Annotated in this window: 28 protein-coding genes; 10 read left to right on the forward strand and 18 right to left on the reverse strand. The window is 65.1% G+C overall.

Translation table 11 applies throughout. From position 1 onward, the window contains the following. Positions 1 to 1,158, forward strand: a complete 1,158-nt coding sequence (locus AMS69_RS00740; RefSeq protein WP_053966189.1) for a hypothetical protein — start codon at positions 1 to 3, stop codon at positions 1,156 to 1,158. A gap of 21 nt (positions 1,159 to 1,179) precedes the next feature. On the opposite strand, the gene AMS69_RS00745 is transcribed toward AMS69_RS00740, so the two are convergent. The 4 genes from AMS69_RS00745 to AMS69_RS00760 form a co-directional block, all read right to left on the reverse strand. Further along, on the reverse strand, positions 1,180 to 1,827 hold the full coding sequence (locus AMS69_RS00745; RefSeq protein ID WP_053966190.1) for a helix-turn-helix domain-containing protein: 648 nt from the start codon (positions 1,825 to 1,827) through the stop codon (positions 1,180 to 1,182). A gap of 65 nt (positions 1,828 to 1,892) precedes the next feature. Further along, positions 1,893 to 2,966, reverse strand: a complete 1,074-nt coding sequence (locus tag AMS69_RS00750) for a radical SAM protein (RefSeq protein ID WP_053966191.1) — start codon at positions 2,964 to 2,966, stop codon at positions 1,893 to 1,895. Next, positions 2,967 to 3,272 carry a CGCGG family putative rSAM-modified RiPP protein gene (locus tag AMS69_RS00755; protein WP_053966192.1) on the reverse strand — a complete coding sequence of 102 codons (306 nt, stop codon included), beginning with the start codon at positions 3,270 to 3,272 and terminating at the stop codon, positions 2,967 to 2,969. Between the two features lie 102 nt (positions 3,273 to 3,374). Continuing rightward, the gene (locus AMS69_RS00760; RefSeq protein WP_238378330.1) at positions 3,375 to 3,794 is read right to left on the reverse strand and encodes an SRPBCC family protein; all 420 of its coding nucleotides are present in this window, start codon (positions 3,792 to 3,794) and stop codon (positions 3,375 to 3,377) included. Positions 3,795 to 3,986: 192 nt separating this feature from the next. Here AMS69_RS00760 and AMS69_RS00765 point away from each other — a divergent pair, with 192 nt between their 5' ends. From AMS69_RS00765 to AMS69_RS00775, 3 genes are all read left to right on the forward strand, one after another. Then, positions 3,987 to 4,622, forward strand: a complete 636-nt coding sequence (locus AMS69_RS00765) for a helix-turn-helix domain-containing protein (RefSeq protein ID WP_053966194.1) — start codon at positions 3,987 to 3,989, stop codon at positions 4,620 to 4,622. 47 nt (positions 4,623 to 4,669) lie between these two features. Further along, the gene (locus tag AMS69_RS00770) at positions 4,670 to 5,233 is read left to right on the forward strand and encodes an NUDIX hydrolase (protein WP_053966195.1); all 564 of its coding nucleotides are present in this window, start codon (positions 4,670 to 4,672) and stop codon (positions 5,231 to 5,233) included. A gap of 69 nt (positions 5,234 to 5,302) precedes the next feature. Beyond that, complete coding sequence (locus AMS69_RS00775) at positions 5,303 to 6,001, forward strand: SDR family NAD(P)-dependent oxidoreductase (RefSeq protein WP_053966196.1); 699 nt, start codon at positions 5,303 to 5,305, stop codon at positions 5,999 to 6,001. Positions 6,002 to 6,010: 9 nt separating this feature from the next. Here the strand turns inward: AMS69_RS00775 and AMS69_RS00780 are convergent, their stop codons facing one another. The 3 genes from AMS69_RS00780 to AMS69_RS20445 all read right to left on the reverse strand — a co-directional run bounded on the left by AMS69_RS00780 (position 6,011) and on the right by AMS69_RS20445 (position 8,405). Further along, positions 6,011 to 7,750 carry a histidine kinase N-terminal 7TM domain-containing protein gene (locus AMS69_RS00780; protein WP_053966197.1) on the reverse strand — a complete coding sequence of 580 codons (1,740 nt, stop codon included), beginning with the start codon at positions 7,748 to 7,750 and terminating at the stop codon, positions 6,011 to 6,013. Between the two features lie 42 nt (positions 7,751 to 7,792). Further along, positions 7,793 to 8,113, reverse strand: coding sequence for a hypothetical protein (locus AMS69_RS00785; protein WP_053966198.1), 321 nt, complete (start codon positions 8,111 to 8,113; stop codon positions 7,793 to 7,795). 127 nt (positions 8,114 to 8,240) lie between these two features. After that, positions 8,241 to 8,405, reverse strand: coding sequence for a hypothetical protein (locus AMS69_RS20445; protein WP_170083872.1), 165 nt, complete (start codon positions 8,403 to 8,405; stop codon positions 8,241 to 8,243). A gap of 112 nt (positions 8,406 to 8,517) precedes the next feature. Here AMS69_RS20445 and AMS69_RS00790 point away from each other — a divergent pair, with 112 nt between their 5' ends. Beyond that, entirely contained in the window at positions 8,518 to 9,492 is a 975-nt protein-coding gene (locus tag AMS69_RS00790; RefSeq protein WP_053966199.1) for a MogA/MoaB family molybdenum cofactor biosynthesis protein, read from the forward strand. Positions 9,493 to 9,697: 205 nt separating this feature from the next. Continuing rightward, the gene (locus AMS69_RS00795) at positions 9,698 to 10,663 is read left to right on the forward strand and encodes a WD40/YVTN/BNR-like repeat-containing protein (protein ID WP_053966200.1); all 966 of its coding nucleotides are present in this window, start codon (positions 9,698 to 9,700) and stop codon (positions 10,661 to 10,663) included. 13 nt (positions 10,664 to 10,676) lie between these two features. Here the strand turns inward: AMS69_RS00795 and AMS69_RS00800 are convergent, their stop codons facing one another. Continuing rightward, the gene (locus tag AMS69_RS00800) at positions 10,677 to 11,186 is read right to left on the reverse strand and encodes a hypothetical protein (protein WP_053966201.1); all 510 of its coding nucleotides are present in this window, start codon (positions 11,184 to 11,186) and stop codon (positions 10,677 to 10,679) included. 252 nt (positions 11,187 to 11,438) lie between these two features. Here AMS69_RS00800 and AMS69_RS00805 point away from each other — a divergent pair, with 252 nt between their 5' ends. The 3 genes from AMS69_RS00805 to AMS69_RS00815 all read left to right on the forward strand — a co-directional run bounded on the left by AMS69_RS00805 (position 11,439) and on the right by AMS69_RS00815 (position 14,322). Next, positions 11,439 to 12,263: an aldo/keto reductase gene (locus AMS69_RS00805; RefSeq protein WP_053966202.1), complete on the forward strand. Its 825-nt coding sequence runs from the start codon at positions 11,439 to 11,441 to the stop codon at positions 12,261 to 12,263. 213 nt (positions 12,264 to 12,476) lie between these two features. Next, positions 12,477 to 13,589, forward strand: coding sequence for a glutamate-cysteine ligase family protein (locus AMS69_RS00810; RefSeq protein ID WP_053966203.1), 1,113 nt, complete (start codon positions 12,477 to 12,479; stop codon positions 13,587 to 13,589). Positions 13,590 to 13,647: 58 nt separating this feature from the next. Further along, positions 13,648 to 14,322: an MBL fold metallo-hydrolase gene (locus AMS69_RS00815; RefSeq protein WP_053966204.1), complete on the forward strand. Its 675-nt coding sequence runs from the start codon at positions 13,648 to 13,650 to the stop codon at positions 14,320 to 14,322. A gap of 27 nt (positions 14,323 to 14,349) precedes the next feature. Here the strand turns inward: AMS69_RS00815 and AMS69_RS00820 are convergent, their stop codons facing one another. From AMS69_RS00820 to AMS69_RS00840, 6 genes are all read right to left on the reverse strand, one after another. Next, positions 14,350 to 14,661: a DUF7126 family protein gene (locus AMS69_RS00820; protein WP_053966205.1), complete on the reverse strand. Its 312-nt coding sequence runs from the start codon at positions 14,659 to 14,661 to the stop codon at positions 14,350 to 14,352. After that, positions 14,658 to 15,575, reverse strand: coding sequence for a glutamine-hydrolyzing GMP synthase (guaA, locus tag AMS69_RS00825; RefSeq protein WP_005535811.1), 918 nt, complete (start codon positions 15,573 to 15,575; stop codon positions 14,658 to 14,660). Before guaA ends, AMS69_RS00820 begins: the two co-directional genes overlap by 4 nt. After that, positions 15,575 to 17,236, reverse strand: a complete 1,662-nt coding sequence (locus tag AMS69_RS00830) for a CTP synthase (protein ID WP_053966206.1) — start codon at positions 17,234 to 17,236, stop codon at positions 15,575 to 15,577. Before AMS69_RS00830 ends, guaA begins: the two co-directional genes overlap by 1 nt. Positions 17,237 to 17,313: 77 nt before the next feature. After that, the gene (locus AMS69_RS00835; protein WP_053966207.1) at positions 17,314 to 17,505 is read right to left on the reverse strand and encodes a hypothetical protein; all 192 of its coding nucleotides are present in this window, start codon (positions 17,503 to 17,505) and stop codon (positions 17,314 to 17,316) included. Between the two features lie 48 nt (positions 17,506 to 17,553). Then, a complete protein-coding gene (locus AMS69_RS20450) occupies positions 17,554 to 17,727 on the reverse strand; it encodes a hypothetical protein (RefSeq protein ID WP_202904503.1) in 174 nt (57 codons plus the stop codon). A 132-nt stretch (positions 17,728 to 17,859) separates the two neighbouring features. Continuing rightward, a complete protein-coding gene (locus tag AMS69_RS00840; protein WP_053966208.1) occupies positions 17,860 to 18,453 on the reverse strand; it encodes an alpha/beta hydrolase in 594 nt (197 codons plus the stop codon). Between the two features lie 60 nt (positions 18,454 to 18,513). On the opposite strand from AMS69_RS00840, the gene AMS69_RS00845 reads away from it, so the two are divergent. Further along, the gene (locus AMS69_RS00845) at positions 18,514 to 19,356 is read left to right on the forward strand and encodes a PspA/IM30 family protein (protein ID WP_053966209.1); all 843 of its coding nucleotides are present in this window, start codon (positions 18,514 to 18,516) and stop codon (positions 19,354 to 19,356) included. Between the two features lie 18 nt (positions 19,357 to 19,374). Here AMS69_RS00845 and AMS69_RS00850 read toward each other — a convergent pair whose 3' ends face one another. The 4 genes from AMS69_RS00850 to thrS form a co-directional block, all read right to left on the reverse strand. Then, positions 19,375 to 21,303 (reverse strand): SLC13 family permease, encoded by a 1,929-nt coding sequence (locus AMS69_RS00850; RefSeq protein WP_053966210.1) that lies wholly within the window; start codon positions 21,301 to 21,303, stop codon positions 19,375 to 19,377. 95 nt (positions 21,304 to 21,398) lie between these two features. Continuing rightward, positions 21,399 to 22,301, reverse strand: coding sequence for a diacylglycerol/lipid kinase family protein (locus AMS69_RS00855; RefSeq protein WP_053966211.1), 903 nt, complete (start codon positions 22,299 to 22,301; stop codon positions 21,399 to 21,401). A 49-nt stretch (positions 22,302 to 22,350) separates the two neighbouring features. Then, a complete protein-coding gene (locus tag AMS69_RS00860) occupies positions 22,351 to 23,391 on the reverse strand; it encodes a hypothetical protein (RefSeq protein ID WP_053966212.1) in 1,041 nt (346 codons plus the stop codon). Positions 23,392 to 23,486: 95 nt separating this feature from the next. Next, complete coding sequence (gene thrS, locus AMS69_RS00865; RefSeq protein WP_053966213.1) at positions 23,487 to 25,415, reverse strand: threonine--tRNA ligase; 1,929 nt, start codon at positions 25,413 to 25,415, stop codon at positions 23,487 to 23,489. Between the last annotated feature and the right edge of the window lie 6 nt (positions 25,416 to 25,421).

Here is a 25,421-nt window from a genome sequence, read left to right on the forward strand (position 1 = left end):
ATGCGGACCGAGCGCGCCTCGCGGTGGTTCGTCGCCGCCAGCGCGCTGTTTTTCGTCGGCTTCCACGCCGCGATTGCGGTCGCCGCGCCCCGCCGCGTCGTCGTCACGCTCGGGCTCTACGGGTTCGTCCTGCACGTCCTGTTCGGGAAAGCCTACGCGCTCGTGCCGTCGTACTTCGACCGGGACCTCGCGTGGGAGTCGGGGCCGGCCGTCCAGTTTCCGCTGTCCGTCGTCGGGACGGTTGCGCTGGCGCTCGGGCCGGTAGGGCCGCCGTGGCTCGGCCCCGTCGGAACCGGACTCTGGGTCGGCGGCGTCGGGGTGTTTCTCGGCACGCTGGGCCGGACAATGTGGGGCAACGTCACCGGCGCAGCGACGGGGACCGGCGGCGCGAACGCCCACCGGGAACCGGTCGACCGAACCGCCAACGTCGCGGTCCCGATAGCGCTCGGCTACCTCGCCGTCGCGGCCGCTGGTGCGCTCGCTACCGCCGCCGGCTTCGGGTCAGTACTCCCCCAACAACTGTCGCACTTGCTCGCTGTGGGGACGGCCGCGCTGTTCATCTTCGGCGTCGGCTTTCGGGTGTTCCCCCGGTTTCTGGTCGCGACGGTGCCGCGCCCGGTCGTCGTCCTCGTCGTCATGGCCGGTGCCACCGGTCCCGCGCTGCTCGGGTTCGGGCTGTTCGACCGCGCACTCCTCCTCATCGGTGGCGTCGTCGAAGCAACCGCGGTCGCGGGGTTCGCGCTGTCGTATCTGGTCCTGTTCCTGCGGTCGGAGCGTCGCCGCGTCGGGTTCTACGCGGTGCTGTTGGCGGTCGTGGCCGGGGTCGTCGGTATCGGATTCGGGCTGACTGTCGCCGCAACCGGTCGGAGCCCGGCGCTGGTCACTGCGCACTATCGGGCGATGCTGGCGGGCTTTCTCGGACTCACTGTGGTCGGCGCAGCGTTCCAGTTCTACCCGCCGGCAGTCGGCGTCTGGCCCTGTGCAGATGACCGAACAGCGCTGCTGTCGATTGCACTGCTTGGGAGCGGACTCGGCATACAGCTACTCGGTCTTGTCGGCCGTGTCGGCTGGATGAGACCGGTCGGCACAGCGGCAGGAGTTCTCGGCGCACTCCTGTATACGTATCTTCTGTTAGCGGCGTTCGCTCGCCGTTGGTAGGAGGAGATCCGCGTCGCGGGCCTACTCCGCGACAATGCTGTCAAGCAGCTTTGTCTGGGCGGCGGCGAGGTGTTCGGCGAACGTCGAAACGGAGATGTCCAGTTCCGCCGCCACGTCGCCGGCGTTGGCCCCTTTGGGGTATTCGAAATAGCCCATCTCGACGGCCGTTTCGAGCACTTCCTGCTGCCGGTCGGTGAGCTTGCTCCGGTCGACCAGTATCGAGTCCACCGGGTCGACATCGCCGTTGCGCCGCATCGACCGGAGTGAGACGCCGTCGTACAGTTCCTTCAGCCGCGTCACAATGGCTCGCACCCGGTCGACATCGGGAGCGTGAAATGTCAGGTGGAGCTGTCCGCCCTCAGCACGGATATCTGCCACCGGACAGTCATACGTTTCGACCGCTTCACAGACGCACTCAGTTCGCGACCGAGAGAACTGGTAGCGGGCCCCGGTGCCCGTCGAGAACACCTTGTCCATGTCCTCTCGTGTCTCGATTTCCCCTCCGTCAGTGCCCGTCGCGGTGAACTCTTCGATGACCTGCCCGTCTGCATCTGGGCTGCTTCGGGCAACATCGGTCACGGCCGCGCCCGCCTCATCCGAGACGCTCGCCACCGGACAGGCCCCCGGGGCATCGACCGATAGCTCCACTCTGATGCCGGAGTCGCTCATACAAGTTACTGTGACACCACATTACAAAACGGGCGAGGCGCGTTCCCACGGAGTGAAAAATCCCCTCAATCTGCTGGGTGCTGGTCGGGAACCGGCCCCTCGAACCCATCCGGTTGATAGTCACACAGCGGGTCCGCCGCCAGCGGGTCTCCCGTCGTCGCGTAGGCCCGCGACCGACTGCCGCCACAGACCGACCGGTACCGGCAGGCCCCGCACTTGCCCGTCAGCGCGTCGTCGTCTCTGAGTTGCTGGAACAGCGACGACTCCCGGTAGATGTCGACGACGCTTTCCTCCCGGACGTTGCCCGCCGATTCCGGCAGGAACCCGGAGGGGTACACCTCGCCGGTGTGGCTCACGAAGGCAAAGCCCTTGCCGGCGCGGATACCCATTCGGCGCTTGAGCCCGCTGGCCCCCTCGTCCTGGTTCTGTATCGCGACGCGCCGGTAGTGGGGCGCTTCGGTCGTCTTGAGGCCGAACGACGCCTCGTCGCTGACCTCGTGGAGCCACTCCAGCACGCGCTCGGCCCGCTCGGGGGGAATCGGCGTCAGCACACGCCCGCGGCCGACCGGGACGAGGAAGAACACCGACCACAGCACCGCATCGAGGTCTGCAACGAGGTCCCGGATGGCCGGCAGTTGCTCGACCGTCTCCGCACAGACGGTGGTGTTTATCTGCAGCGGGATGTCGAGATCCTGGGCCGCCTCGGCGGCCGCCATCGTCGCCTCGAAGCTCCCGGACTCGCCCCGGAAGGCGTCGTGGGCGTCGCTGTCGCCGCCGTCGAGAGACAGCGCCAGCCGCCGGAGTCCGGCGTCGTCGAGGTCGGCCAGCCGGTCCCTCGTCAGCGAGGTCGTCCCGCTCGGGGTCATCGTCATCCGGAGGCCCCGCTCGGTCCCGTAGTCGACGAGCGCGGGGAGATCCTCACGAGCGAGCGGGTCCCCGCCCGAGAGGACGACCAGTTGGCCCTCGCCGAACTCGCGGGCCTGATCCAGCAGCGCCTTTCCCTCCGCCGTCGACAGTTCGTCGGGGTGGCGACGCGGCTGGGCGTCGGCCCGGCAGTGTTTGCACGCCAGTTCGCAGGCCTGCGTCACTTCCCATATCAGCACCAGCGGCTGCTGGTCGAGGTCGAGATTCCCGCGCATCTATGCCTCCCGGTGGACGCGGGTGACGTGGCCCCCACAGCCACACTGCTGGACGTACTCCGTCGAAATCGTCTCGCCGAAGGCGTCCTCCAGCGCGTCGAACAGGTAGGTTTCCGGGTGACCGTGGTCGGCGTGGCTCACCAGATTGACGTGGTTCCCAGCTGTCGTCATCTCGACGGCGTCGATGGCCTGTTCGACGACCACGTCGGGGTCCGCGGCGTGTGCGGGCGTCTCCAGGTTCGCCGACCAGGAGTTGTCGTGCACCTCGGTCGTGACCGGCGGCACGTCCTCGTGGGAATGGCTCATATGTACCGGTAATCCGTGGGTATCCCTCGGTCCTCTCCCGAAGATGTTCGGGTTATTAAACAGAGAACAGCCAGGCGGTCGCTCGAACAGTCACGCTCGCGTCTACCGCGATGGCACTTGCTCGACCAGCCAGTCGAACTGCCTGTTGAGCTCCTTCGTGCGCTGTCGGGAGACGACGGTCGAATCGAGCATCTCGCCGAGAACCGGGAGGTCGAGTGCGCTGTACTCCGTCGTCGCCGTCACCTCGGTCCCGTCGTCGACGGCCTCGATGCGGTACTCCGTCATCATCGACTCGAAGATACCCTCTCGCTGTTCGTACCGCAACACGGCGTCGGTCTCGACGATTTCAAGGTCCAATTCGATTTCGAAGAGGCCGACGCGGTTCGTGATGCCGAGGTCGTCCCCGTCGAGCGTCACCTCGTCGAAGCCTGCCGCGCGCATGAACGGTGCCACGTCGGTTATCAGACCGGTGACTGTTTCCGAATCGGCCGGGATTGTCCGAGTCAGCGAGACGCGCTCCATACCAGACGGCCAGTGGCCGGCGGAATAAGCGTTCGCCATACCCGTAGATGTTCGACGTTGCGGTTTTGTCCGGTCCTATATCGTGGTGGCAGCGTGGGACACTACCCCCAAATTTCTTATTCCGGCGAAGAGTGGACGAACATGTTCGGGATTACGGACGCAGGGGCCGGGCGAATATATTCGGATACACCAATGCCACACGCAGAACTCACACTCACGATTCCGGAGGAGATCTGGATCGGCGATGTCTCGCGAGCGTACGACGACGCGACGTTTCGCATCCTGTCGGCGCTCCCCGGTGAGGACTCCGGTGTCGGGCTGGCAGAGATCACAGCAGACGACCTCCCGGCGGTGCTCCGTGATATCGAGAACAGAGAGTCTGTCACCACGCTGGAGATACTGTCACACCGGGACGACAGCGCGCTAGTGCAGTTCGAGACGTCGATGCCGCTCCTGCTCTTCCCAGTTCAGGGCTCGGGCGTTCCGCTGGAGATGCCGTTTACGCTCTCGGACGGCGAGGCCGTCTGGGACATATCCGCGCCACAGGAACGACTCTCCGAACTCGGCGAGCAACTGGAGGAGTTCGGCATCTCCTTCAGCGTCGACCGCATCCGGCAACACCTCGAAAGCGAGCAGGTACTCACCGAGAGCCAGTTCGAACTGGTCGAGGAGGCCATCGAGGCGGGCTACTACGACACGCCGCGGGAGTGCTCGCTAACGGAGCTTGCAGACCGAGTCGGTATCGCGAAGTCGACCTGCAGTGAAACGCTCCACCGCGCGGAAGAGCAGATACTCAAGCAGTTCGTGTCGGACCACCCGGCGCGGTGACGGGAAGTCGAAGGGCGTAATACGCGCCTCTGTGAGAGGTACGACATATGAGTTCCGACGCGGTCGACGAGACGCACGAAAACGCTCGACAGGAGGTCGTCGCGGTGGATGCCGACGACAACGAGGAGGGGCTGGTCAATCGGCTCGATGCGCACACCGGTGACGGGGTTCGCCACCGCGCGTTCACCGCCCTGTTGTTCGACGAGGATGACCGAATCCTGCTCGCACAGCGTGCCGCCAACAAACGCCTCTGGGACACCCACTGGGACGGCACCGTCGCCTCCCACCCCGTCCAGGGCCAGACGCAGGTCGAAGCCACCGAGGAGCGCCTCGAAGAGGAACTGGGTATCGACCCTTCGCAGTACGGGGACCTCCGCGTGACCGACCGGTTCGAGTACAAGCGCTACTACGAGAACGCCGGCCTCGAATGGGAAGTCTGCGCGGTTCTCCAGGCCACACTCCACGACACTTCGCTGGAACCGAACCCCGAAGAGGTCGACGGCCTCATGTGGGTCCCCTACGAGCGGCTGCGCGAACACCCCGAGTACTACCGCCAGCTGCGCCTCTGTCCCTGGTTCGAGATCGCGATGCGCCGGGACGAGGAGCGGTAGGTCGGCCCGACATAGCGGCGCAGTCGCCACGACCACCCTTCTTTTCGGCTCGGCCGCCCAACTTCGGGTATGGACGTTCCGCTCTATGACTCCCTCGACGGGCAGGTCGCCCTCGTCACCGGCGCGACGCGGGGCATCGGGAAGGCAATCGCCGACGGGCTGGTCGACCTCGGCGCGACTGTGTACGCCGGCGCACGCGACACTGACGACATCGAAGCCATGGACCGCCACGCCGTCGGACTCGACGTGACCGACGACGAGGGGATGGTCGCCGCCGTCGACCGCATCGAGCGCGAACAGGGTCACCTCGACGTGCTGGTCAACAACGCCGGCGTGATGGATTCGCGAGAACCACTCGACGAGATGCCGACCGACGTCATCGACCACACCCTCGATACGAACCTCCGGGGGGCGGTCCTCATGACGAAATACGCCCTCCCGCTGTTGCTGGGCGACGACGGCGGCCGCGTCGTCACCATGTCCTCCGGGCTAGGAGCCATTACCGAGAGCCAGTCGGGCGGCACGCCGGCCTACCGCATCTCGAAGACGGGCGTCAACGGACTGACGAAGTACCTCGACGGCGAGTACGCGGCCGACGGGCTGGTCGCCAACTCGGTGTGTCCGGGGTACGTTCAGACGGACATGACCGAGGGCAGCGCCCCGCGAACACCCGAAAAAGGAGCGGAGACGCCGGTCTGGCTCGCCCGCTTCCGACCCGACGCACCGAGCGGGCGGTTCTGGCGCGATAAAGCTGAAATCGAGTGGTAGCGGCTACGCTCAGTCAGCGTTCTCCCTGCGGGCCGCCACTGGTTCGTCCGTCGCGTGGCCGGGCTCAGCCGTCGGCAGTTGCAGCTCTACGGTCGTTCCTGAATCGTCCGTATCGGGGAACGACATCCGACCGCCAAGGTTCCGGACGATCCAGTTGACGAGCCACAGCCCGACGCCGGAGCCGTGCTTGAGCGGCGTTTCGGTCCCCGAACGGATGACCTCGCGCTCGTGGTCGGTGATACCGGGACCGTTGTCGTGAACGGCCACACGGGCGCCCGGCGTTCCATCGGCCCGCGTCGCCGTGATCTCGACCGCAACTCGGTCCGCATCGGTTGCCTGATGTTCGACAGCGTTCTCGACCAGTTCCTCCAGCGCGATGCGGACCGACGGACCACCCCGAATCCAGATATCATCCTCGCAGGTGAGCGTGATCGCCACGTCAGGGTGGCGGCCCTTGGCGTCGCTGACGACCGATTCCAGCAGTTGCCCAAGCGCTGTCGGGCTGTGCTGTTCTGTCTCTAACGCCTCGGTGACTCGGCCGATTTTGTTGCTTCGGTCGACGATGTCGTCGACTGTGCTGATAATGCGGTCGAGTCGCTCGCGTTCGTCGGTGTCGGCTGTATCCCTGAGCAGGTCCGCGTTCCCCTTGACGACGTTCATCTCGTTTCGGATATCGTGGCGAAGCAGGCGATTCAGCACGTCCAGCCGCTGTTCGCGCTGTCGGCGGTCCGTGATATCCCGGAGACTGATGAGATGGCCCGAGACAACGCCGTACGCGCGGTACAGCGGTAGCACGCGCACGTCGTAGTACCGCACACTGCCGCCACGGTCGAGAGCCATCTCGGTCTGGGTTTGCTCACCAGGGCCGGGAACCGTCTCGGCGAGTGTCGGTGACATCTGGGGGAGCGAGCGGCCCAGAACTGCATTCTGGTCACCGTCGAACAGCGCCGTGGCGGCCGCGTTGATGTCGACGATGCGGCGCTCGTCGTCGACAATGATGACCATGTCGTCCATTTCGGTGAAGATGGCTTCCCGGCCCAGTTCTCGGGTCACCGGTGCCACGTCGAGCAGTTGCCCGCGGAGGATAGCGACCGAGAGGACGGCCCCCGACGCGACGTATCCGAGACTCGTCGGGTCGAAGGCGGTTGGCAGCACACCGAGCACAAACAGCGTCTGGATGACTGTCGGGACGGTAATTGCAAGCAGCAGTGCGAGTCCCTGGCTCTGGAATGCCTGATTCGACCGGAACAGCATTCGCAACAGGAGAACACCGCCCGCGAGAATCAGAAGCAAAATATACGACATATGGCCCCAGTAGATGACTTCGAATCCGGGAACGAGCGTCACTGACGACGCTGAGACGAACTGGGTTTCGCGGCCGGACCAAATGAGTTCGTGAGCGTGGTTTGACCACACGAGCGTGACAAACACTGCCGGTTCGACGAGCAACAGCGCCGTTCGGCGCTGCGTGAGCCAGTGTGGATATCCCGCGTACTCGATGACCGTCACGAGCCACGCCACAGGGATGATTACTGAGAGCGTCAACTGTATCTGGACGAGTCGCTCCATGGTTGACAGCCCCGGCACAGCGAGCTCGATGCCGTACGTAACAGCCCAGAGGCTCGCCGCAACGACGAACACTGCCAGCGGTCCTGCACCCGGCCGGTCCCGGTGGAGCCACACGAGAAAGGCGACGCCCATGCCGACGACACCCGACAATAAAACGACAGTAAGCGGCGACAAGACCATTCAGTAGCTTAGCAAAGGCGTCCCTGATATAATTATTCTCGGTCACCCTGACTGCGAGCGAACCGCGGACCACACCGCGAGCGCACCGAGGACGAACGCCGGAACGAGCGGGAGCGTAAGATAGGCGTCTCTGAGCGTGAGGCCGAAGCTACTGATGACGCTCTGGGCGGCCGGCAAGAGCAAAATTGCGCCGGGAACGAGGAGGAACGCCACGCCAATCATCCCGACAAGAATCCAGCCGCTCGTCCCGAACTCGGGACCGTCGGTGGGTTCCGTGCCTGTCTCACCGTCTGTGCGAGAGCGGTCCGTGGACTGTGGCTCCGTGTCAGGCCGGTGGACGTAGCCAGACTCGTCGTCAGCCATCGACACCCACCCCGTCGCGCCCGCTCGAACGGTGCGTCACGATGGACACCCTCCAGTGATACCGACGGAACAACGTGGCTGCATAGGTCAGAATCAGGCAAGCGTGCGCAAAACGCTAACGGTCGCGCTACTGTGACAGACCAGGCGTTTCCCGGCTCGAGATGTCACGCAGACTCATCCGGTGCCCACTGGCAGAAGCGTGCGCGTCCCGCTGGCCCTCCGCGACCGACGACTCCTCGTACAGTCCCTCGAACGCACACTCGTGGCAGACGACGTGGTATCTTCCAGCCATACATTTTTGTTTTTCTTACTATATTTTAAGGCTAACGGTTTCAAATATTATATAAGTTGCAGTCATACAAACGGTCGTCAGGGTATTTATCCACGCCGCCCGTTGAACTGATATGGTGGATTTCCAGTCCCGTGACACGCGCCGGGGTCCGACTGACGGGGAAGACGACGAGACAGACGAGGGCGAGACGGGGGACGACGAGGAATCCGCGGAAGTCGATACTGACACCGAGGCCACCGCTTCGGAACCCACCGAAGCGACTGATGCAGCGTCGGGAAGCGACGATATAGCAGCAGGGGAAGCCGACAGCACAGCGACTGCTGCAGTGGATGATACCGCGGAGAACCGCGACGAACCATCTACAGAGGCCGAATCCGACGGCTCTGTCACAGAACAACTCGACGAGGCGGCGGCTCAGAGTTCAGACAGCCAATCAGCGGCCGAAACGCAGGACGGTGAAGTGCCTGCTGCAACGACACAGAGCCCTGACGAGGACGCACAGAAGGAACCCCACGGCGAGGCACAGGCAGCGACCTCGGCGGATACACCACAGGAAGCGGCGGTTCAGACAACGGATGCGCCGCCAGCGCAGACAGGAAGTCACGACGACACGTCACAGGAACAGTCGGTGACCACCGCCCTCGTCACGGTCGGGACGGCGACGGAAGAAGGCGACCCGACGGGTGAAGCGGTCGAGGCGGCGCTGGAAGCGACCGGTCAGACGGTTACAGCCCGTGAGCGACTGCGAGGGAACTACGACGGCATTCAGGAGGCCGTCGACAGACTGGTCGGCCGCGACGACGTGGAGGTCGTCGTCACGGCGGGCGGTCTCGGCGTCGCGCAGTCGGAGCAGACCCTCGAAGCGGTCCATCCGCTGTTTGAGAAGGCCCTGCCGGGATTTGAAGAAGTGTACCGAGCACTTCTCTTCGAGCAACAGGGAGCCGGTGTCATCTCCATCCGCGCGACGGCAGGCATCGCTGACGGAACGCCAGTGTTTTGCCTGCCCGCGGACCCGGAGGCGGCCCGTGTCGCCATCGACGAGATCATCGCGGCGGAAGCCCCGTCTCTCGTCGCCGACCTGTCCTGAGGCGACGCGACGGACTCGCGGTATCAGTCTTGTGTCCGTTTACCCGACTTAATCTGATATTTTGCCGGTTCGGACCGGGCCACCAGTTTTCCATGTCCGACGGGCTATTCCTTCGAATATCGGCCGTCTAAACGTTTAAATCGCCGTGAAAGGTCATTAACTGCGCCCCCCATTGAAGTGGAGACAGTCCACAGGACCGGGTGTCATGTCCGATCGCAACGCGACACGACGCGGCGTACTCAAGGGTATCGGCGCGACAGCTGCAGCCGCACTCGGCGGGACGGCCCTCTCCGGGACGGTTGCGGCGGCCGGTCCCTGGGAGTCCGTCGAGTCCCCGACCGGGAACACCCTCCACGACGTCGAATACACGGCCGCCGGCGCGTATGCAGTGGCGGGCGGCGGTATCGTCCTCGAACGGACCGGCACGGGCTGGCAGAAGGTCCTCGGCGGCGGCCCGACCGGCAACGGCAACAGCCTCTACGGGGCCGACGTGACCGACGACGGCAAGGCCCTCTGGTTCGTCGGTTCCTCGGGCGCTATCGGCGAGTACGACGTGGAGTCGGGCGTGCTCACCGACCACAGCGCCCCGATGGACGTCACGAACAACTTCAACGACGTGTCCGTGACGGGGGACGCCGGCGAGGCGAACGTCTACGTCGCCGGCGACTCCGGGAAGATGTACTACAGCTTCGAGAACGGTGCAAGTCAGACGTGGGACTACACTACGCCCGGCTCCGGGTCGGCCATCAACGCCGTCGACTTCCACGGCGTCCGGTCGGGCCACATCGTCGACGGCAACAAGAGCGTCTTCGTCACCGACGACGGCTCGACGTGGGACAAAATAGGGCTCGCCGACGCCAACGTCAACTTCTACGGCGTCGACTCCGACGGGCCCGACGACGTGTGGATCTCCGGCGGTGGCGGCATGATATTCCACTGGAACGGCTCCGAGTGGACGCCGACCGACACGGGCGACGCCGGCCTGCGCGACATCGAGGTCACCGACGGCGACAGCGCCGGTTACACCGTCGGCGGCGGCGGCAAGGTGTACGGCCTCGGCGGCGGTGACTGGACGCAGGAGGAGACCCCCGCTGGCGAGAACCTGAAGGCCGTCGTCCGCGGCGGCACCGACATCGCGGTCGGCGCGGGCGGGACTATCCTCGAAAAGTAGGCGGCGGAGCGAACTACTCCCGGTCGCGCTGGCACTCGGCCTTCCCGTCCGCGGGGATGCGCGCGTCCCGATAGGCCCCCTGATGGAACGACTCGGCCAGCCAGAGCTTGTGGCCGTACTCGTTCCCGAGGCGTGCCGTCCCGGTCGAGACGAACTGCCGGGTCGACGACTGCGAGTGGAGGTTGACGTGACACTCGTCTAGCTCCCAGTAGTCGTCGCCCCTCGTCGTCCGGTCCCCCTGCTTGCGGAGGTAGACGTGTGTGACGTTGGGCAGGCAGATGGTCATCCGGTCGAGTTGGTCCGCCGCGGTCTGTGGGTCCTTCCCGCCGTAGAAGTTCGCGTACTGTCCGAACGAGTACGTTACGACGCTCCCTTCCTCCCAGTCGTCGAAGTTCTCGACGTTGAGTGCGAACTCGCGGCCGCCGACCGTGCCACAGACCCCGAGGTACACGTGGTCGTCGGTGCCCGCGTACTTTCCGGCCCCGGTCGTCAGGGAGACGAACACGCCGGACAAGTCACTCATGCGTGTGCCCCCCGGACCGGGGCTGTTTGTCCGTCAGTACGCGTCGCCGTCGTGGATATTGGTGGCTCATTGCCTCTCTCCTGTCTCCGTCGAGACGTGGCAGATAGACGTGAGGAGCTATTAATACCCACAAATTGTTTATGATAGATAGATGTGGCCCCAGGGGTAGCTTCGGCGTACCCCTGAACTGTAACCCTGTCTGTGCGCCCGAGTGGACACCGACGTTTTACCTGCGTGATGCGAACGAACAGTATGGACGAGATTCAGGTCCGGGGAACATCGGTCCCCGCAATCGGCCTCGGAACGTGGCAGTTGACCGGCCAGTCCTGTCGTGAGACGGTCGAGGCGGCCCTGGAGATGGGCTACCGGCACGTCGACACCGCACAGGCCTACGGCAACGAGCGGCAGGTCGGACTGGGCATCGAAGCCGCCGCGGTCGACCGCGGGGACGTGTTTCTGACGACGAAGCTCGACGGGTCCAACCGGGACGCGCGGAGCGTCCGCCGGTCGACCCGGGAGAGCCTGAACAGACTCGGGACAGACTATCTCGATCTCCTGCTCATTCACTGGCCGAACACCCCGTGGATGGCCTCGCTGTCGGAGACGCTCGGGGCCATGAACGACCTCGTCGAGGAGGGGCTGGTCCGTCACATCGGTGTCAGCAACTTCTCGCCGTCGCTGCTGGACGAAGCACGGGACATCTCCTCGGTCCCGATCCTGACCGACCAGGTGCAGTACCATCCTTACTGGGACCAGCGCAAACTGCTCGACTACTGTCGCATTCACGACGTGCTCCTGACCGCCTACAGCCCGCTGGCCCGCGGCGGCGTCCTCGACGACCCCGCGCTCGTCCAGATAGGGAACCGCTACGGCAAGTCCCCGGCACAGGTCGCGCTCCGGTGGCTCCTCCAGCAGGACGGCGTGGCCGCGATTCCGAAGGCGTCCAGCCGCGACCACCTCGAAGCGAACCTCGCGGTCTTCGACTTCGAACTCACCGACGCGGAGGTAGAACGGATTCGGGACCCGTCGAAACTCAGGACCGGCGTGGAGTTCGCCCGGTCGCAGTTGCCGTTCTGAGCGCCGTCCCGAACCGGTGACGACGGGTATTCGCCGTATTGTGGGATGTCCGTTCGGTTTTCAGACAACTATTCGGATAATCGTGGCCTCTGATGGGGGCAAATATTACTAATCACACAACAATCATAAGCCGCCTGGACGCAGGTTTCATGTGGTGTGTTACCATTAGGTTCCGGCACGGGGACACACCGCGGCACCCACAGCGAGGCCACTGTGTCAGTACACGAATCCGAACCGATACGACGGAGCATCGAAGTCGAGTACTGGGTCGTCGACGACGCGGGCCGGCTGGTCGAGCCGGGCGCGCTCGTCGACGCAACTCCGGGGGCGGAGCGGGAGTTCGTCGAGCCGCTGCTGGAGGTCAAGACGACGCCGTGTGAGACAGCGACGGAGCTACACGAGGAACTCTTCGACCGGCTCGGGGACGTGCTGCGGCGGGCCGACGACCTCGGGAAGCGTCTCGTGCCGCTTTCGACCCCGGTCAACGCCGACGAGATTCAGGAGCTTCCGAGCGACCGGACCCGGATACAGAACCGCGTCATCGGCGACGACTTCGAGTACGTGCGCCACTGCGCCGGCACCCACATCCACGTCGAACAGCAGCCGGGGCGGGCGATAGACCAGTTGAACGCGCTCATCGCCGTCGACCCCGCGCTGGCGCTCGTCTCGTCGTCGCCGTACTTCCGCGGCCGGCGGCTGGCCGACAGCGCCCGCTCGAAACTGTACCGCTGGATGGCGTACAACTCGGTGCCACACCAGGGGTGGCTGTGGTCGTACCTCGACGACACCGAGGAGTGGGACCGCCGGCTCGAACGCCGCTACGACGACTTCGTGACCGCGGCTATCGACGCCGGTATCGACCGCCGGACCGTCGCGGCCAACTTCGACCCCGAGAGCGCCATCTGGACGCCGGTCCAGCTCCGGGCCGAGTTCGGCACCGTCGAGTGGCGGTCGCCGGACGCCGCGCTCCCGAGCCAGGTGCTGCAACTGGCCGACGACGTGGCGTCGCTGATGGACCACCTCAGGGAAACAGAGGTGCGCATCGACGGGGCGACGGGCCGCGTGACCGACGACGAAATCGTGCTCCCGGAGTTCGATGCCGTACTCGAGTACGCGAACGACGCTATCCGGGACGGGGTAAGCACCGACAGCGTCCGGTCGTACCTCGACCGGATGGGGTTCGACGTGGACGCCTACGACCCGGTCGCGCCGACGTTCGACAGGCCGGAACCAGTCACGGCCAGCGACGCCCGCGAGATTCGACTGGAACACGCCGACCGCCTCCAGGACGACGTGCGCCAGGCCGCGCCGGTCGCACTGGATTGAGACCGGCCGCCGATACAGGACAGTGACAGTTTAGGAACCACCGTTCCAACCTCGCGGTATGGTGACGGCGCTCGCCGACCATCTCTGGTGGTACGACCTCACGGGCGTCAACGCGACGCTCGTTGACGACGGCGGCATGCTCACGCTCGTAGACACAGGGCTGCCCTGGCATGGCAACGAGCTCATCGCTGGCCTGAGCGACGCCGGCTACGAACTCCGAGATCTGGACCGAATCCTGCTCACGCACTTCGATTTCGATCACGTCGGCGGGCTGACTGCCTTCGACGGCGTCGACGCGACTATCTACGTCGGCAAACGGGACGCACCCCTGGTCACCGGCGAGCAATCCCCACCGCTGGGCAATCACAAGGGCGCATTCCAGCGGCTTATCTCGCCGTTTCTGGACGCACCGGACAACGAGGTCGTCCCCCTGGCCGACGGCGACACCGTCGGCAGCTTCACCGTCTATCACACCCCAGGCCACACGCCAGGCCACGTCTGCTACGTCAGCGAGACGCTGTCGCTGGGACTGCTGGGCGACCTCGTCCGGGAGGACGGCGGCCGCTTCGAGCCGTCGCCGTGGCTCGTGAGCTACGACACCGACGCCGTCGCCCGGAGTATCAGTGACTTCGCGGAGCGCGCCCCAGACTTCGAGGTCGCGGTCCCGGGCCACGGCGTTCCATTCGAAAAACGCGGCTCGGAGCGACTGGACCGCCTCGCGGCAACAATGTGAACAGGGGCCGGAACGCGCGGGACTGCGCTACAGTTCCTCGGCGACCGCGTCGGGACCGAGCAGGTCCGGGTCGACAACGAGGTCGGTCTGCCGGCTGGCGAAGTCCGGCAGCGAGCCCTCGGCGTAGACGACGACCCGCAGGTCGGGGTTGAGGTCCTTGGCGACGGCGATGGAGGTGGCCTGTGACATCTCAGTCAGCAGGTACACGTCCGCCTCGTGGATGCCGGCCTCCTCCAGTCCGGGCCGGTTGCCCACGTCGGCGACCGTCACGGTGTGTCCTTCGGCTTCAAGCGCGTCCGTGAGTCCGTTGGGGTCCGTGCCGACGAGAACGATCGTCATTCGTACTCGATGGTCGCCGGCGGTTTGTGGGTCACGTCGTAGACGACGCGGGCGACGTTCTCGTGGGCCCCGGTGATGCGCGACTGCATGCGCTGGAGGGTGTCCCAGTCGAGTTCCTGTGCGCGGGCGGTCATGCCGTCCCGGCTCTCGACGGAGCGGACGGCGACGACCCAGCCGTGGACGCGGTTGTCGCCCTTGACGCCCGTGGCCTTGCCGATGACGGCGGCCAGTGCCTGCCACGGCTCGTACTCTTCCAGTTCCTCCTCGACGACGTGGTTGGCCTCGCGGGCGACCTCCAGTTTCTCCTCGGTGACCTCGCCGATGATGCGGACGGCGAGTCCGGGGCCGGGGAACGGCATGCGCTCGGAGATTATCTCCTCTAGGTCGAGCGCGCGGGCGACCTCGCGGACCTCGTCCTTGTAGAGGTCCCGCATCGGCTCGACGATGCCGTCGAAGTCGATGCGCTCGGGCAGGCCGCCGACGTTGTGGTGGGACTTGATGGTCCCCTCGCTCTCGATGCGGTCGGGGTAGATGGTCCCCTGGACGAGGTAGTCCGCGTCGACCTCGCGGGCGACCGTCTCGAACTCCCGGATGAACTGCTCGCCGATGATGTGCCGTTTCTCCTCGGGGTCGGTCTCGCCTTCGAGTTCGTCGAGGAAGCGGTCCTGGGCCTCGACGATGCGCAGCGAGTCCATGTAGTCGAAGGTCTCGCGAATCTCGTCGGTCTCGCCTTTCCGCATCAGCCCGGTGTCGACGTAGACGGCGGTGAGCTGGTCGCCGATGGCCTCGTAGGCCAGGGCGGCGGCCGTCGAGGAGTCGACGCCGCCCGACAGCCCGATGACGGCGTGCTTGTCGCCGATTTCCTCGGCGATTTCGGCTTTCGCCTCCTCGATGAACTCGTCAACGTTCACCATCAGTGGCTCACCTCCTCGGTCGTCACGCTGTGTGGGTCGTCGCCGAGGACTGCTTCGAGCAGGCCGACAAACGGCGGGCTGGCGCGGGTCGGTCGCGAGCGGAACTCCGGATGGAACTGCGTCCCGATGAAGTAGGGGTGGTCCTCGGGCGCGAGTTCGAGTATCTCCATACGGTTTTCGGCGTAGCCAGAGAACTTCAGCCCGGCGGCTTCGAGGTCGTCGATGTACTCGGGGTTGACCTCGTAGCGGTGGCGGTGCCGTTCCGTACAGGACTCGCCACCGTACAGCGTCGCCGCAAGCGTGTTCTCGTCGATTTCGGTCTCGTGGGCACCCAGCCGCATGGTTCCGCCCATGTCCTCGATCTCGTACTGTTCGGGAAGGATGTCGATGACGGGGTGTGGCGTGTCCTCGTCGAGTTCAGCGGAGTGAGCGTCTGTCAGGTCAAGGACGTTGCGGGCATACTCGACGACAGCCATCTGGAAGCCGAGACAGAGACCGAGGAACGGCACGTCGTTCTCGCGGGCGTACCGGATGGCTTCGATTTTGCCCTCCGTGCCACGGGCACCGAAGCCGCCCGGCACGACGATGGCGTCGGCCTCGCGCATCCGGTCGGCGTGGTGGTCGCTCATCTTCTCGGAGTTGACCCACCGGACGTTCACGTCGACGTTCTTCTCCAGCCCAGCGTGTTTCAGCGCCTCGTGAACGGACATGTAGGCGTCTTCGAGGTCGTACTTGCCGACGAGGGCGACCTCGACCTCGCCTTCGGTCTGCTGCGTGACGAGGTCGCGCCAGCGGTTCTCCCGCTCGTCCTCGGGCAAGGCCTCCGAAGCGATGTCGAGTTCTTCCATCACGTACTGGTCGAGGCCTTCTTCTTCGACCATCAGCGGGACGTGATAGATATCGTCGACGTCGGGGTTCGAGAAGACGGCCTCCGTCGGCACGTCACAGAACAGCGCGATTTTCTCCTTGGTGTCGATGTCGAGTTTGTCCGAACAGCGACCCACGAGGATGTCCGGCTGGAGACCGATAGAGCGCAGTTCCTTCACGGAGTGTTGGGTCGGCTTGGTCTTCTGTTCGCCGTTTTTCGAGTAGGGGACGAGCGTGACGTGGGTAAAGAGAATGTCGTCTTCGTCCTCTTCGTGGGCGAACTGGCGCAGCGCTTCGAGATAGGGCATTCCCTCGATGTCGCCGACGGTGCCGCCGACTTCGATGATACAGACGTCGTTGCCCTCGGCGGCCTCACGGATGCGCCGCTTGATGTCGTCGGTGATATGCGGGATGATCTGGACCGTGCGACCGAGGTAGTCGCCGGACCGCTCCTTCTCGATGACGTGCTGGTAGGTTTTGCCCGTCGTGACGTTGTGGTCGAAGGTCATGTCGATGTCGAGGAACCGCTCGTAGTTCCCCAGGTCGAGGTCGACCTCCCCGCCGTCTTTGAGCACGTACACCTCGCCGTGCTGGAACGGGTTCATCGTACCGGCGTCGACGTTCAGATACGGGTCAATTTTGACCGCTGTAACGTCGAACCCGGCGTTTTTGAGTAATCTACCTGTGCTGGCGGCGGTGATGCCTTTCCCCAGGCCAGACATCACGCCACCGGTGACGAAGATGAACTTCCGACCCAGCTCAGGGTCGTAGTCCGTTTCGGGTTCGGTCGGCATACCGACGGTGAACCCCGCGTAGTCTAAACGGTTTCGGAGCGCGCACTGTTCGCCACCCCGTCGCAGTGTCAACGCGGCTACAGTGAGGGCAGCGTGAGGACGCGCCACGCAGCCACGAGCGCGGCGAGTGACAGCGCCGAAAACACCGCATCACTGGGAGTTGAGCCGATAGCGATAAACAACAGATAGCCAGCGACGAACCCACCCAGAAGCGAGACGATGCCGTGCCGTGTCGAGTGAAACGCCGCTGCCCTGGTTCGCGTTGACATATATCATTATTTATCAGTATATAGTATAAATGTACCTTCGCCCGGCCGTCAGGACTTGAGCACGCCGGACCTGATTGCGAGGTACGTCCCGATAGCACCGACTGAGGCAAGCACGAGCGCCCGTGCCGGTCCACCCGCAACGAGCGCCGTCTGCATCAGCGCTAACAGCGTCACCAGCGTGGCGATAAACGACACGGCAGCAAACGTCAGCGGGCGATCCATAGTCGGGACTCGGACCCACAGTGCCTCTGTCTTTCGATACTGTCTAGCGGGAGTGGGCTCCGAACACTGTTTTCACCGAGCAGTTGACTGGCGGCAGAAACCGACCACGGAATGACAGTGGGTTCCCGGTCGCTACAGGTGGTCGCGGAGGAAGGGGCCGACAGTCTCGGCGATACGACCGCGCTGACCGACGAAGTGATGATCGGCCGGCAGGCGCTCGACAGCGTGTCCCAACTCGGCGGCCCGGTCGACGACCGGTTTCCAGTCGACAGTGTCGTCGCGCTCACCGACGACGACCTGTACCGGGCAGTCGATAGCGTCGAGCGCGGCGGTAGCATCGAGGTGCTCGGTCAGTCCGGCCGGTGGCGCGAGCACTGACAGGACCGCCGGGCCGGCGTCGCCATCGATCTCGGCGGCTGTCCGCAACGCCACGGCCGCGCCGAAACTATAGCCGAACAGCCCAACGGCGTCTGTCTGCTCGCTCGCCCACGCCAGCGCGTTCTCGGCGTCGGCCCGTTCGCCACGCCCCTCGTCCCACGGACCGTAATCGAAGCGGAGACAGCCGATGTCGGGGGCCATCGCGTCGCTGACTGCGTTTAGGCGACTGTCTGAGCGGGAGCTACCGTACTGTGGGTGGGGCGGACACGCGACGACGACGGTGTCCGCTGCTGGCCGGTCAAGTGACGCGGTCACGTCCCGTCCACCCGGAATCCCGACGGTAGTCATACGTGTTCACTCGCCAGCCCTCTGTAAGAAATTTAAGGTTGGAGAGACCAATGCGCATACATGGGAATCCTCTCGCGCGCGTCGTACGTCATCCGCTCAAAACTCAACGCCGTCCTGAACCGAGCGGAGGACCCGACAGAGACCCTCGACTACAGCTACGAGCAGTTGCGTGACGAACTGCAGGATGTCAAGCAGGGCATCGCGGACCTGACGACCCAGAAGAAGCGACTGGAGATTCAGAAGCGCCGCCTCGAAGAGAACGTCGAGAAGCACAACGAGCAGGCGCGTCAGGCCGTCGAGCAGGACCGCGAGGACCTCGCTCGTCAGGCGCTGGAAAAGAAAAAGCAGAAAATGAGCCAGATCGAGGATCTGGAAGGCCAGATACAGGACTTACAGAACCAGCAGGACCAGCTGGTCGAGCAGAAAGACGAACTCCAGAAACAGATCGAGCAGTTCCGCACGAAAAAGGAGACAATGAAGGCTCGCCACGAGGCCGCCAAGGCGTCAGCGCGCGTCAACGAGGCGATGACCGGCGCGGGCGACGAGATGCAGGACATCAACCAGGCTATCGAGCGTGCGGAGGAACGCACCGAGGACATGGAAGCCCGCTCGCAGGCGATGGACGAACTCCGTGAGGACGGCGTCCTCGAAAGTCAGATATCGGACGAGAGCTCGCTGGAGCGGGAGCTTGAAGAAGTCCGACAGAAAGGCTCAGTCGACGCCGAGCTCGACACGCTCAAAGCCGAGATGGGGAAAACCGAGGACGGCGATAGCGGGTCGACCGATGCGGACGTCTCCGAGGCCGAACTGGAGCAGGAACTCGCCGACGAGAGTACGCAAGTCGACGTCGACGAGAGCGAGGTCGAGTCGGAGCTTGACGAACTGAAAGAGGACGAGCAGTAAGGCGGCGACCCGGGACTGCTACAGCGGCCAGACAACCGACACAGAGAGCGTGGTCACGGCACACAGAAGCAGCTGTAGCGGTCCGCCGACGCGCGCGAAGTCCGTAAAGTGGTAGCCGCCGGGACCATAGACCATCAGGTTCGTCTGGTAGCCGATGGGTGTCAGGAAGGCCGTCGCGACCGCGAACGTCACGACAACGAGAAACGGAAACCCGGAAGCGCCGACCCCGGCGGCGGTGGCGACGGCAATCGGAATCATTAGCACGACGGTTGCGGGCGGGGTGATGACGCTAGCGAGGACGGCCGTCAGGAGATACACCAGCGCCAGCAGTGCAAGCGGCGGGAGGACGCCGGCGGCGTCGACGAGGAGACCGCCGACGAACGCCGCCCCGCCGGTGGCCTGCATCGCCTGCCCGAGCGGGAGCAGGCCGGCGAGCAGGAACACGACGTTCCAGCTCACCGCGTCGTAGGCCCGCGACGCGCTCAGCGTGCCGGTCGCGACCGTGGCGACGACGCCGCCAAGCGCGGCGATGTAGATGGGAAGGACATCCAGCGCCGCGAGTGCGATGACGACGAGCACGGTCCCGAGCGGGGCTGCCGCAGCGGCGTTGAGCGACGGCGGACCGCCGTTGAGAGCGTCGAACAGCTCTGGAGGGCCCTCAGTCAGGGTCAGATACCCTTCGTCCTGTAGATGTCCCACTTCGTCAAGGGGCGTCTGGAGCAAGAGTAAGTCGCCGGCGGACAGTTCGACCGACGTGAGGTTCTCGTGAATAATCTCGTCGCCGCGACGGACAGCGAGGACCGTCACGTCGAACCGACTGCGGAGTTGCACGTCGGCAAGTGTTCGCCCGCGAAGCCGCGACTCCCTGTCGATGACGGCCTCCGCGAGAACGCCCGGATGTCCGCTCTCCGCCAGTAGGTCCGCCGTGACAGACTCGCGGGCGAGGTCCCGTAGGTCGAGCGTCTGGGCGAGTTGGTTGACGGTCTGGCGGTTGCCACGGACCGTCAGCACGTCCCCGGGTTCAAGCGGCCGGTCGGTCGCCGTCGCGAAGAACGACTCGCCGTCCCGGTCGATCTGCAGCACATCGATGTCGAGCGGATCGCTCGCGGCGAGGACCTGCTCGACGGTGGCCTCGGTCGGCAGTGGCTCCCCCGCGTCGACCGCGTCCGCGACCGCCTCGGCCACGTCGTCAGCGACGCCGCCTTCGAGCGCTTCCTGTACCGTCAGCCCGACCAGCGGCGACGCCTCGCGCACCCGTAACTGCGCCAGGTGGCGGTCCATCTCGAACTCCTCGGTGAAGTCGGCCGCGGGGTGGATCCGTTCGGGGACGAGCACCCGACCGACCGTCAGCAGGTACCCCACGCCGACAGCGAGGACGACGACGCCGACGGGGGTCAGTGTGAACATGGAGAACGGCCGGCCGAGCAACTGCGCCGAGAGGTCGCTTGCGAGCAGGTTCGTCGCAGTGCCGACCAGCGTGAGCGTCCCGCCGAGCATCGCGGCAAACGAGAGCGGTAACAACAGGTTCGACGGCGAGATACCGTATCGCTCTGAGAGGCCGGTGACCAGTGGGATGAAGACAGCCACCACCGGTGTGTTGTTCACGAACCCCGCGCTAACGCCCGTCGTGCCGACGATAGCGGTCAGTAGACGCCGTTCGTCACCGCCCGTCAGCGCCGCGAGTCGCCCGGCCAACCAGTCGACGACGCCGGCCGATTCGACGCCGGCGCTGAGGATATACATCGCGACGATAGTGACCACCGCCGGGCTGGCAAAGCCCTCGATGGCCGTCCGGGCCGGGACGCCGGTGTACGGTTCCAGCACGACTAGAGCGACGAGGACGGCGACGGCGGTCATGTCCGGCGGGAGCCATTCCGTGACGAACAGCGCCAGCGCGGCGGCAACGAGCGCGAATACTACGAGCGCGCCCACCGAGAGCGAGGACATACCACCCCACTCGCGGGTCGATTACAAAAACGTCCGGGGCGTAGTCTGAGAGTTTCGCGAGCAGAAGCGCTTCGCTCACCGCCGGCCGACCGTCCTCACTCCGGGTTCGGTTCGTAGCTCCCACCCACGCGGAGCGTGAGCGCTCGCTCGCGTACTGACAGCGACAGCGTCTCGTGCGTACTGAGTTCGCCGTCGCGGCTGAACGTGAGTTTCTCGCCATGTCCGTCGACGGTGATCTCGTCGGCCCGAACGTGGGTCACGCCGTCGGTGTCGAGCGTCAGCAGGCGCTGCCCGATGGCCTCGGCGACCAGATTGCCGGCCGGCATCTGTTCGACGATGGCCACGTCGAGCAGTCCGTCCTCCATGTTCGCCTGCCCGCCCTCGGCGACGAACTTGCGGGCGTTGCCCACCAGCAGACACGTGGCCTCGCCCGACCAAGTGAACGGCCCGTCCTCGCCGACGGCCGCGATAGTGATGTCGAGCCCGTCGAAGCGCAGCGCCTCCTGTGCGCCGGTGAGCAGAAACGCCAGCGTGCCGAACCGTTCTTTGAGGTCGCTCGGCGTCGAAACGCTGGCGTCGGCGGGAAGCCCGGCGATACAGGAGACGAGGAACGGCTCGCCGCCGGCGACGCCGACGTCGACGGTCCGTTTCGCCCCGGTGTCGGCGACTTCGACGCCGTGTTCGACGTCCCTGATGCCGACGTTCCCGGCCAGAAGGTTCGCCGTCCCGGTCGGGATAACGCTCAGGGTCACGTCCGAGAGGTGGTCGGCGTCGTCGAGCCCGCGGACGACCTCGTTTACCGTCCCGTCGCCGCCACAGACGGCGACCTCAGATGCCTCGGCCCTGCCGGCCTCGCGACCGAGTTCGACGGCGTCGCCCGCCGCCTCGGTTTCATACACCTCGAACCCGCGGGCCTCCATCAGCCGCGGGACGTAGTCGGCGTGTTCGCCGTCGCCGCTAACGGGGTTGAGGATACACCGACGCGAGCCAATCTGCATACTACTACCGAGTCCGGACCGGCACTTATACCGTGGTGGTGTGCCGTCGTCACTCCCAGTCGACGTCGACGCTCCGGTCCGTCTCCCGGAGGATGAACGGGCCGATAGCGAGCGTCCGCTTGGTTATCGTGACGATGCGGAGGATGTACGACAGCAGGACGGTAAACGGTAGCACCGACGCCGTCGTCGCCACCGCGACGAGCCACAGCACGTCGGGCACGCCGGCCGTGAGGCCGACGAAGTCCTGCGTATCGAGGAACAACAGCGACGTGACCGAAACGGTGAGCGCCGGAATCGCGACGTACAGCAGCGTCCGGGAGAGATTCGACAGTTCCCACTGGAAGTACAGCGTCTTGAAATGTTCCCGGGCTGGGCCGAACAGTTCGAGCGTCTCGACGAGTTCCGCCAGCGAGTCGTCGATGTCGTCGGTGAGTTCCTCGGCGTGGGACTCCCGGATTCGCCGGCCGACGTACAGTTTCCAGGAGTAGTTGTAGTTCAGGGCGGCCTTGATGACGTCGAACTCCCCGAAGGTCCCGCCTTCGAGCTGATCGGTGACCCTGTCGGCGTTGCTCGTCACGTCCGCCAGATACGTCGACAGCAGCGCCGTCAGGTCGTCGTCGAGGTCGGTGTCGTCGACGGCGTCCCGGACCGCTTCGGCCCGCTCGGCGGTCCCGCGGACCAGCGACCGGAGGAACGCCGAGGGTTCCGCGGGACTGACCTGTGCGTCGACGGCGTCGGCCACGTCCGCGCGGAACTGCATCGCCCCGTCCATCCGCTCGCGCTGGTCCCCGACCGCGCCGAGTTCCTGTGACAGGACGAGCTGGCTCAGCGTCAGGACCAGCGTAACGGCGGTTATCGTCCCCGTAATCAACGCCTGGAACAGGGTTTCGACCGGGTCGCCGCGGGTCAACAGCGCCAGGGCCGGCGTGGGATGGAGGAGACCGACCGCGAGGATACCACAGAACAGGACGCCCGAGAGGAGGGCGGTGACGAACCAGCGGTCTGCATCGAGGAGGAGCCAGAGGAGTCGGGTGTCACCCGCGGCGCGCTCCCGCATGGTGTCGCTTGACTCTCCACTGTCGGTGGTCATACAGGTCGGCTCGCCCGCTGGGAATAAAAGGGCGCGCCCGGCGCATCCCGGAGCGTCAATACAGCGGCAGCGAGAATCGGCCGAACAAACAGCAGCTATCTGCCGGCGAGGAACGTCACGGCGGTCCGCTGTTGCTCGACCTCTGTTTCGAGATGCTCACGGAACTCGGCGATGTCGATGTCTTTCTCCTCGCGTTCCTTGCGGTCCCTGACCGAGATGGTCCCGGCTTCCTCCTCGTTGTCGCCGATGACGCACATGTAGGGGACGCGGTCGTCGTGGGCCTGCTGGATCTTCTTGCCGACGGTCCAGGAGCGGTCCTCGATGGTGACACGGAAGTCCTCAAGTTCGTCCTGAATCTCCTCGCAGTAGGCGATGTTGTCGTCGCTGACCGGCAGCAGACGGATCTGCTCGGGGGCGAGCCACGGCGGGAATTTCCCGTTGTAGTGTTCGGTCAGCACCATGAAGAACCGCTCGTAGGAGCCATACAGCGCGCGGTGGATCATCACCGGGCGGTGTTCCTCGTTGTCCTCGCCGGTGTAAGAGAGGTCGAACCGCTCGGGCATGTTGAAGTCCAACTGGACCGTCGGGCCGTCCCAGTGGCGGCCCAGAGCGTCTTCGAAGGCGAAGTCGATCTTCGGGCCGTAGAAGGCCCCGTCGCCCTCCTCGACGACGTAGTCGATGTCTTGCTCTTCGAGGACAGCTTCGAGCTGGGATTCTGCTTTCTCCCAGATCTCGTCGCCGCCGACGGACTTCTCGGGCCGGGTGGCGAACTGGACGGTGTAATCGAGATTGAAGGTGTCGAGCGTATCGAGGATGATGTCGACCGTCGCTAGCACCTCCTCCTCTATCTGGTCGGGCCGGACGAACAGGTGGCCGTCGTCGATGGTAAAGGCCCACGTCCGGGAGAGCCCGGAGAGTTCGCCGCGCTGTTCCTTGCGGTACACCTTCCCGTCCTCGAAGTACCGCACCGGCAGGTCGCGATAGCTCCAGGAGTTCTGCTCGAAGATGGTCGCGTGGCCCGGGCAGTTCATCGGCTTCAGGCCGTACTCCTCGTCGTTGACATCGAGCAGGAACATGTCGTCGACGTAGTTCTCGTAGTGGCCCGACTTCTTCCACAGTTCGGTGCGGAAGACGTGGGGCGTCTCGACCTCGTCGTAGCCGGCGTCGCGGTTGAGGCCGGCGACGTACTCGGAGAGTTCGTTGAGAATCTTCTTGCCGTTTGGTTCGTACAGCGGCAGGCCCGGCCCCGTCGTCTCGTCGATGGAGAACAGGTCCATCTCCTGGCCGATCTTGCGGTGGTCGCGCTCCTGGGCCTTGCGGCGCTGTTCGAGGAACTCGTCGAGCGCGTCCTCCGTCGGGAAGGCAGTTCCGTACACGCGAGTCAGCGTCTCGTTGTCCTCCTCGCCACGCCAGAAGGCTGCCGAGATTTCCAGCAGGGCGAACCCGCCGATTTCGCCGGTTGATTCGACGTGGGGGCCCTGACAGAGGTCTTCGAACTCGCCCTGGGTGTAGAACGAGACCGCCTCGTCGTCCGCGGCCTCGGTTTCGAGGATGTCCTGCTTGAACCGGTTGTCCTCGTAGCGTTCGAAGGCCTCGTCGCGGTCGACGAGTTCGCGCTCGATGTCGAGGTCCTCCTCGATTATTTCCTCGGCTTCGGCCTCGATGGCTTCGAGGTCGTCTTCGTCGATGTCGACGCCGGTGATGTCGTAGTAGAACCCGTTGTCGGTCCACGGCCCGATTGTGAGCTTGGCATCGGGGTAGAGGCGCTGCAGGGCCTGCGCGAAGACGTGGGCGGCCGAGTGACGAAGCACGTCGAGATACTCGTCACTGCTCTCGGTGACGATTTCGAGCGTAACATCGTCTGTCAACGGCGCGTGTTTGTCGACGAGGTCGCCGTCGACGACGCCGGCGACCGTGTCATCACCCAGCCCTGGCCCGATTTCGTAGGCGACATCCTCGACCGTGCTGCCGCGCTCGACCTCTAAGGGAGTCCCGTCGGGCAGCGTGACCGTGACCGTACTCATACCCGA

It is taken from the genome of Haloarcula rubripromontorii (assembly GCF_001280425.1).
In the GTDB taxonomy this organism is placed as follows: Archaea; Halobacteriota; Halobacteria; order Halobacteriales; family Haloarculaceae; genus Haloarcula; species Haloarcula rubripromontorii.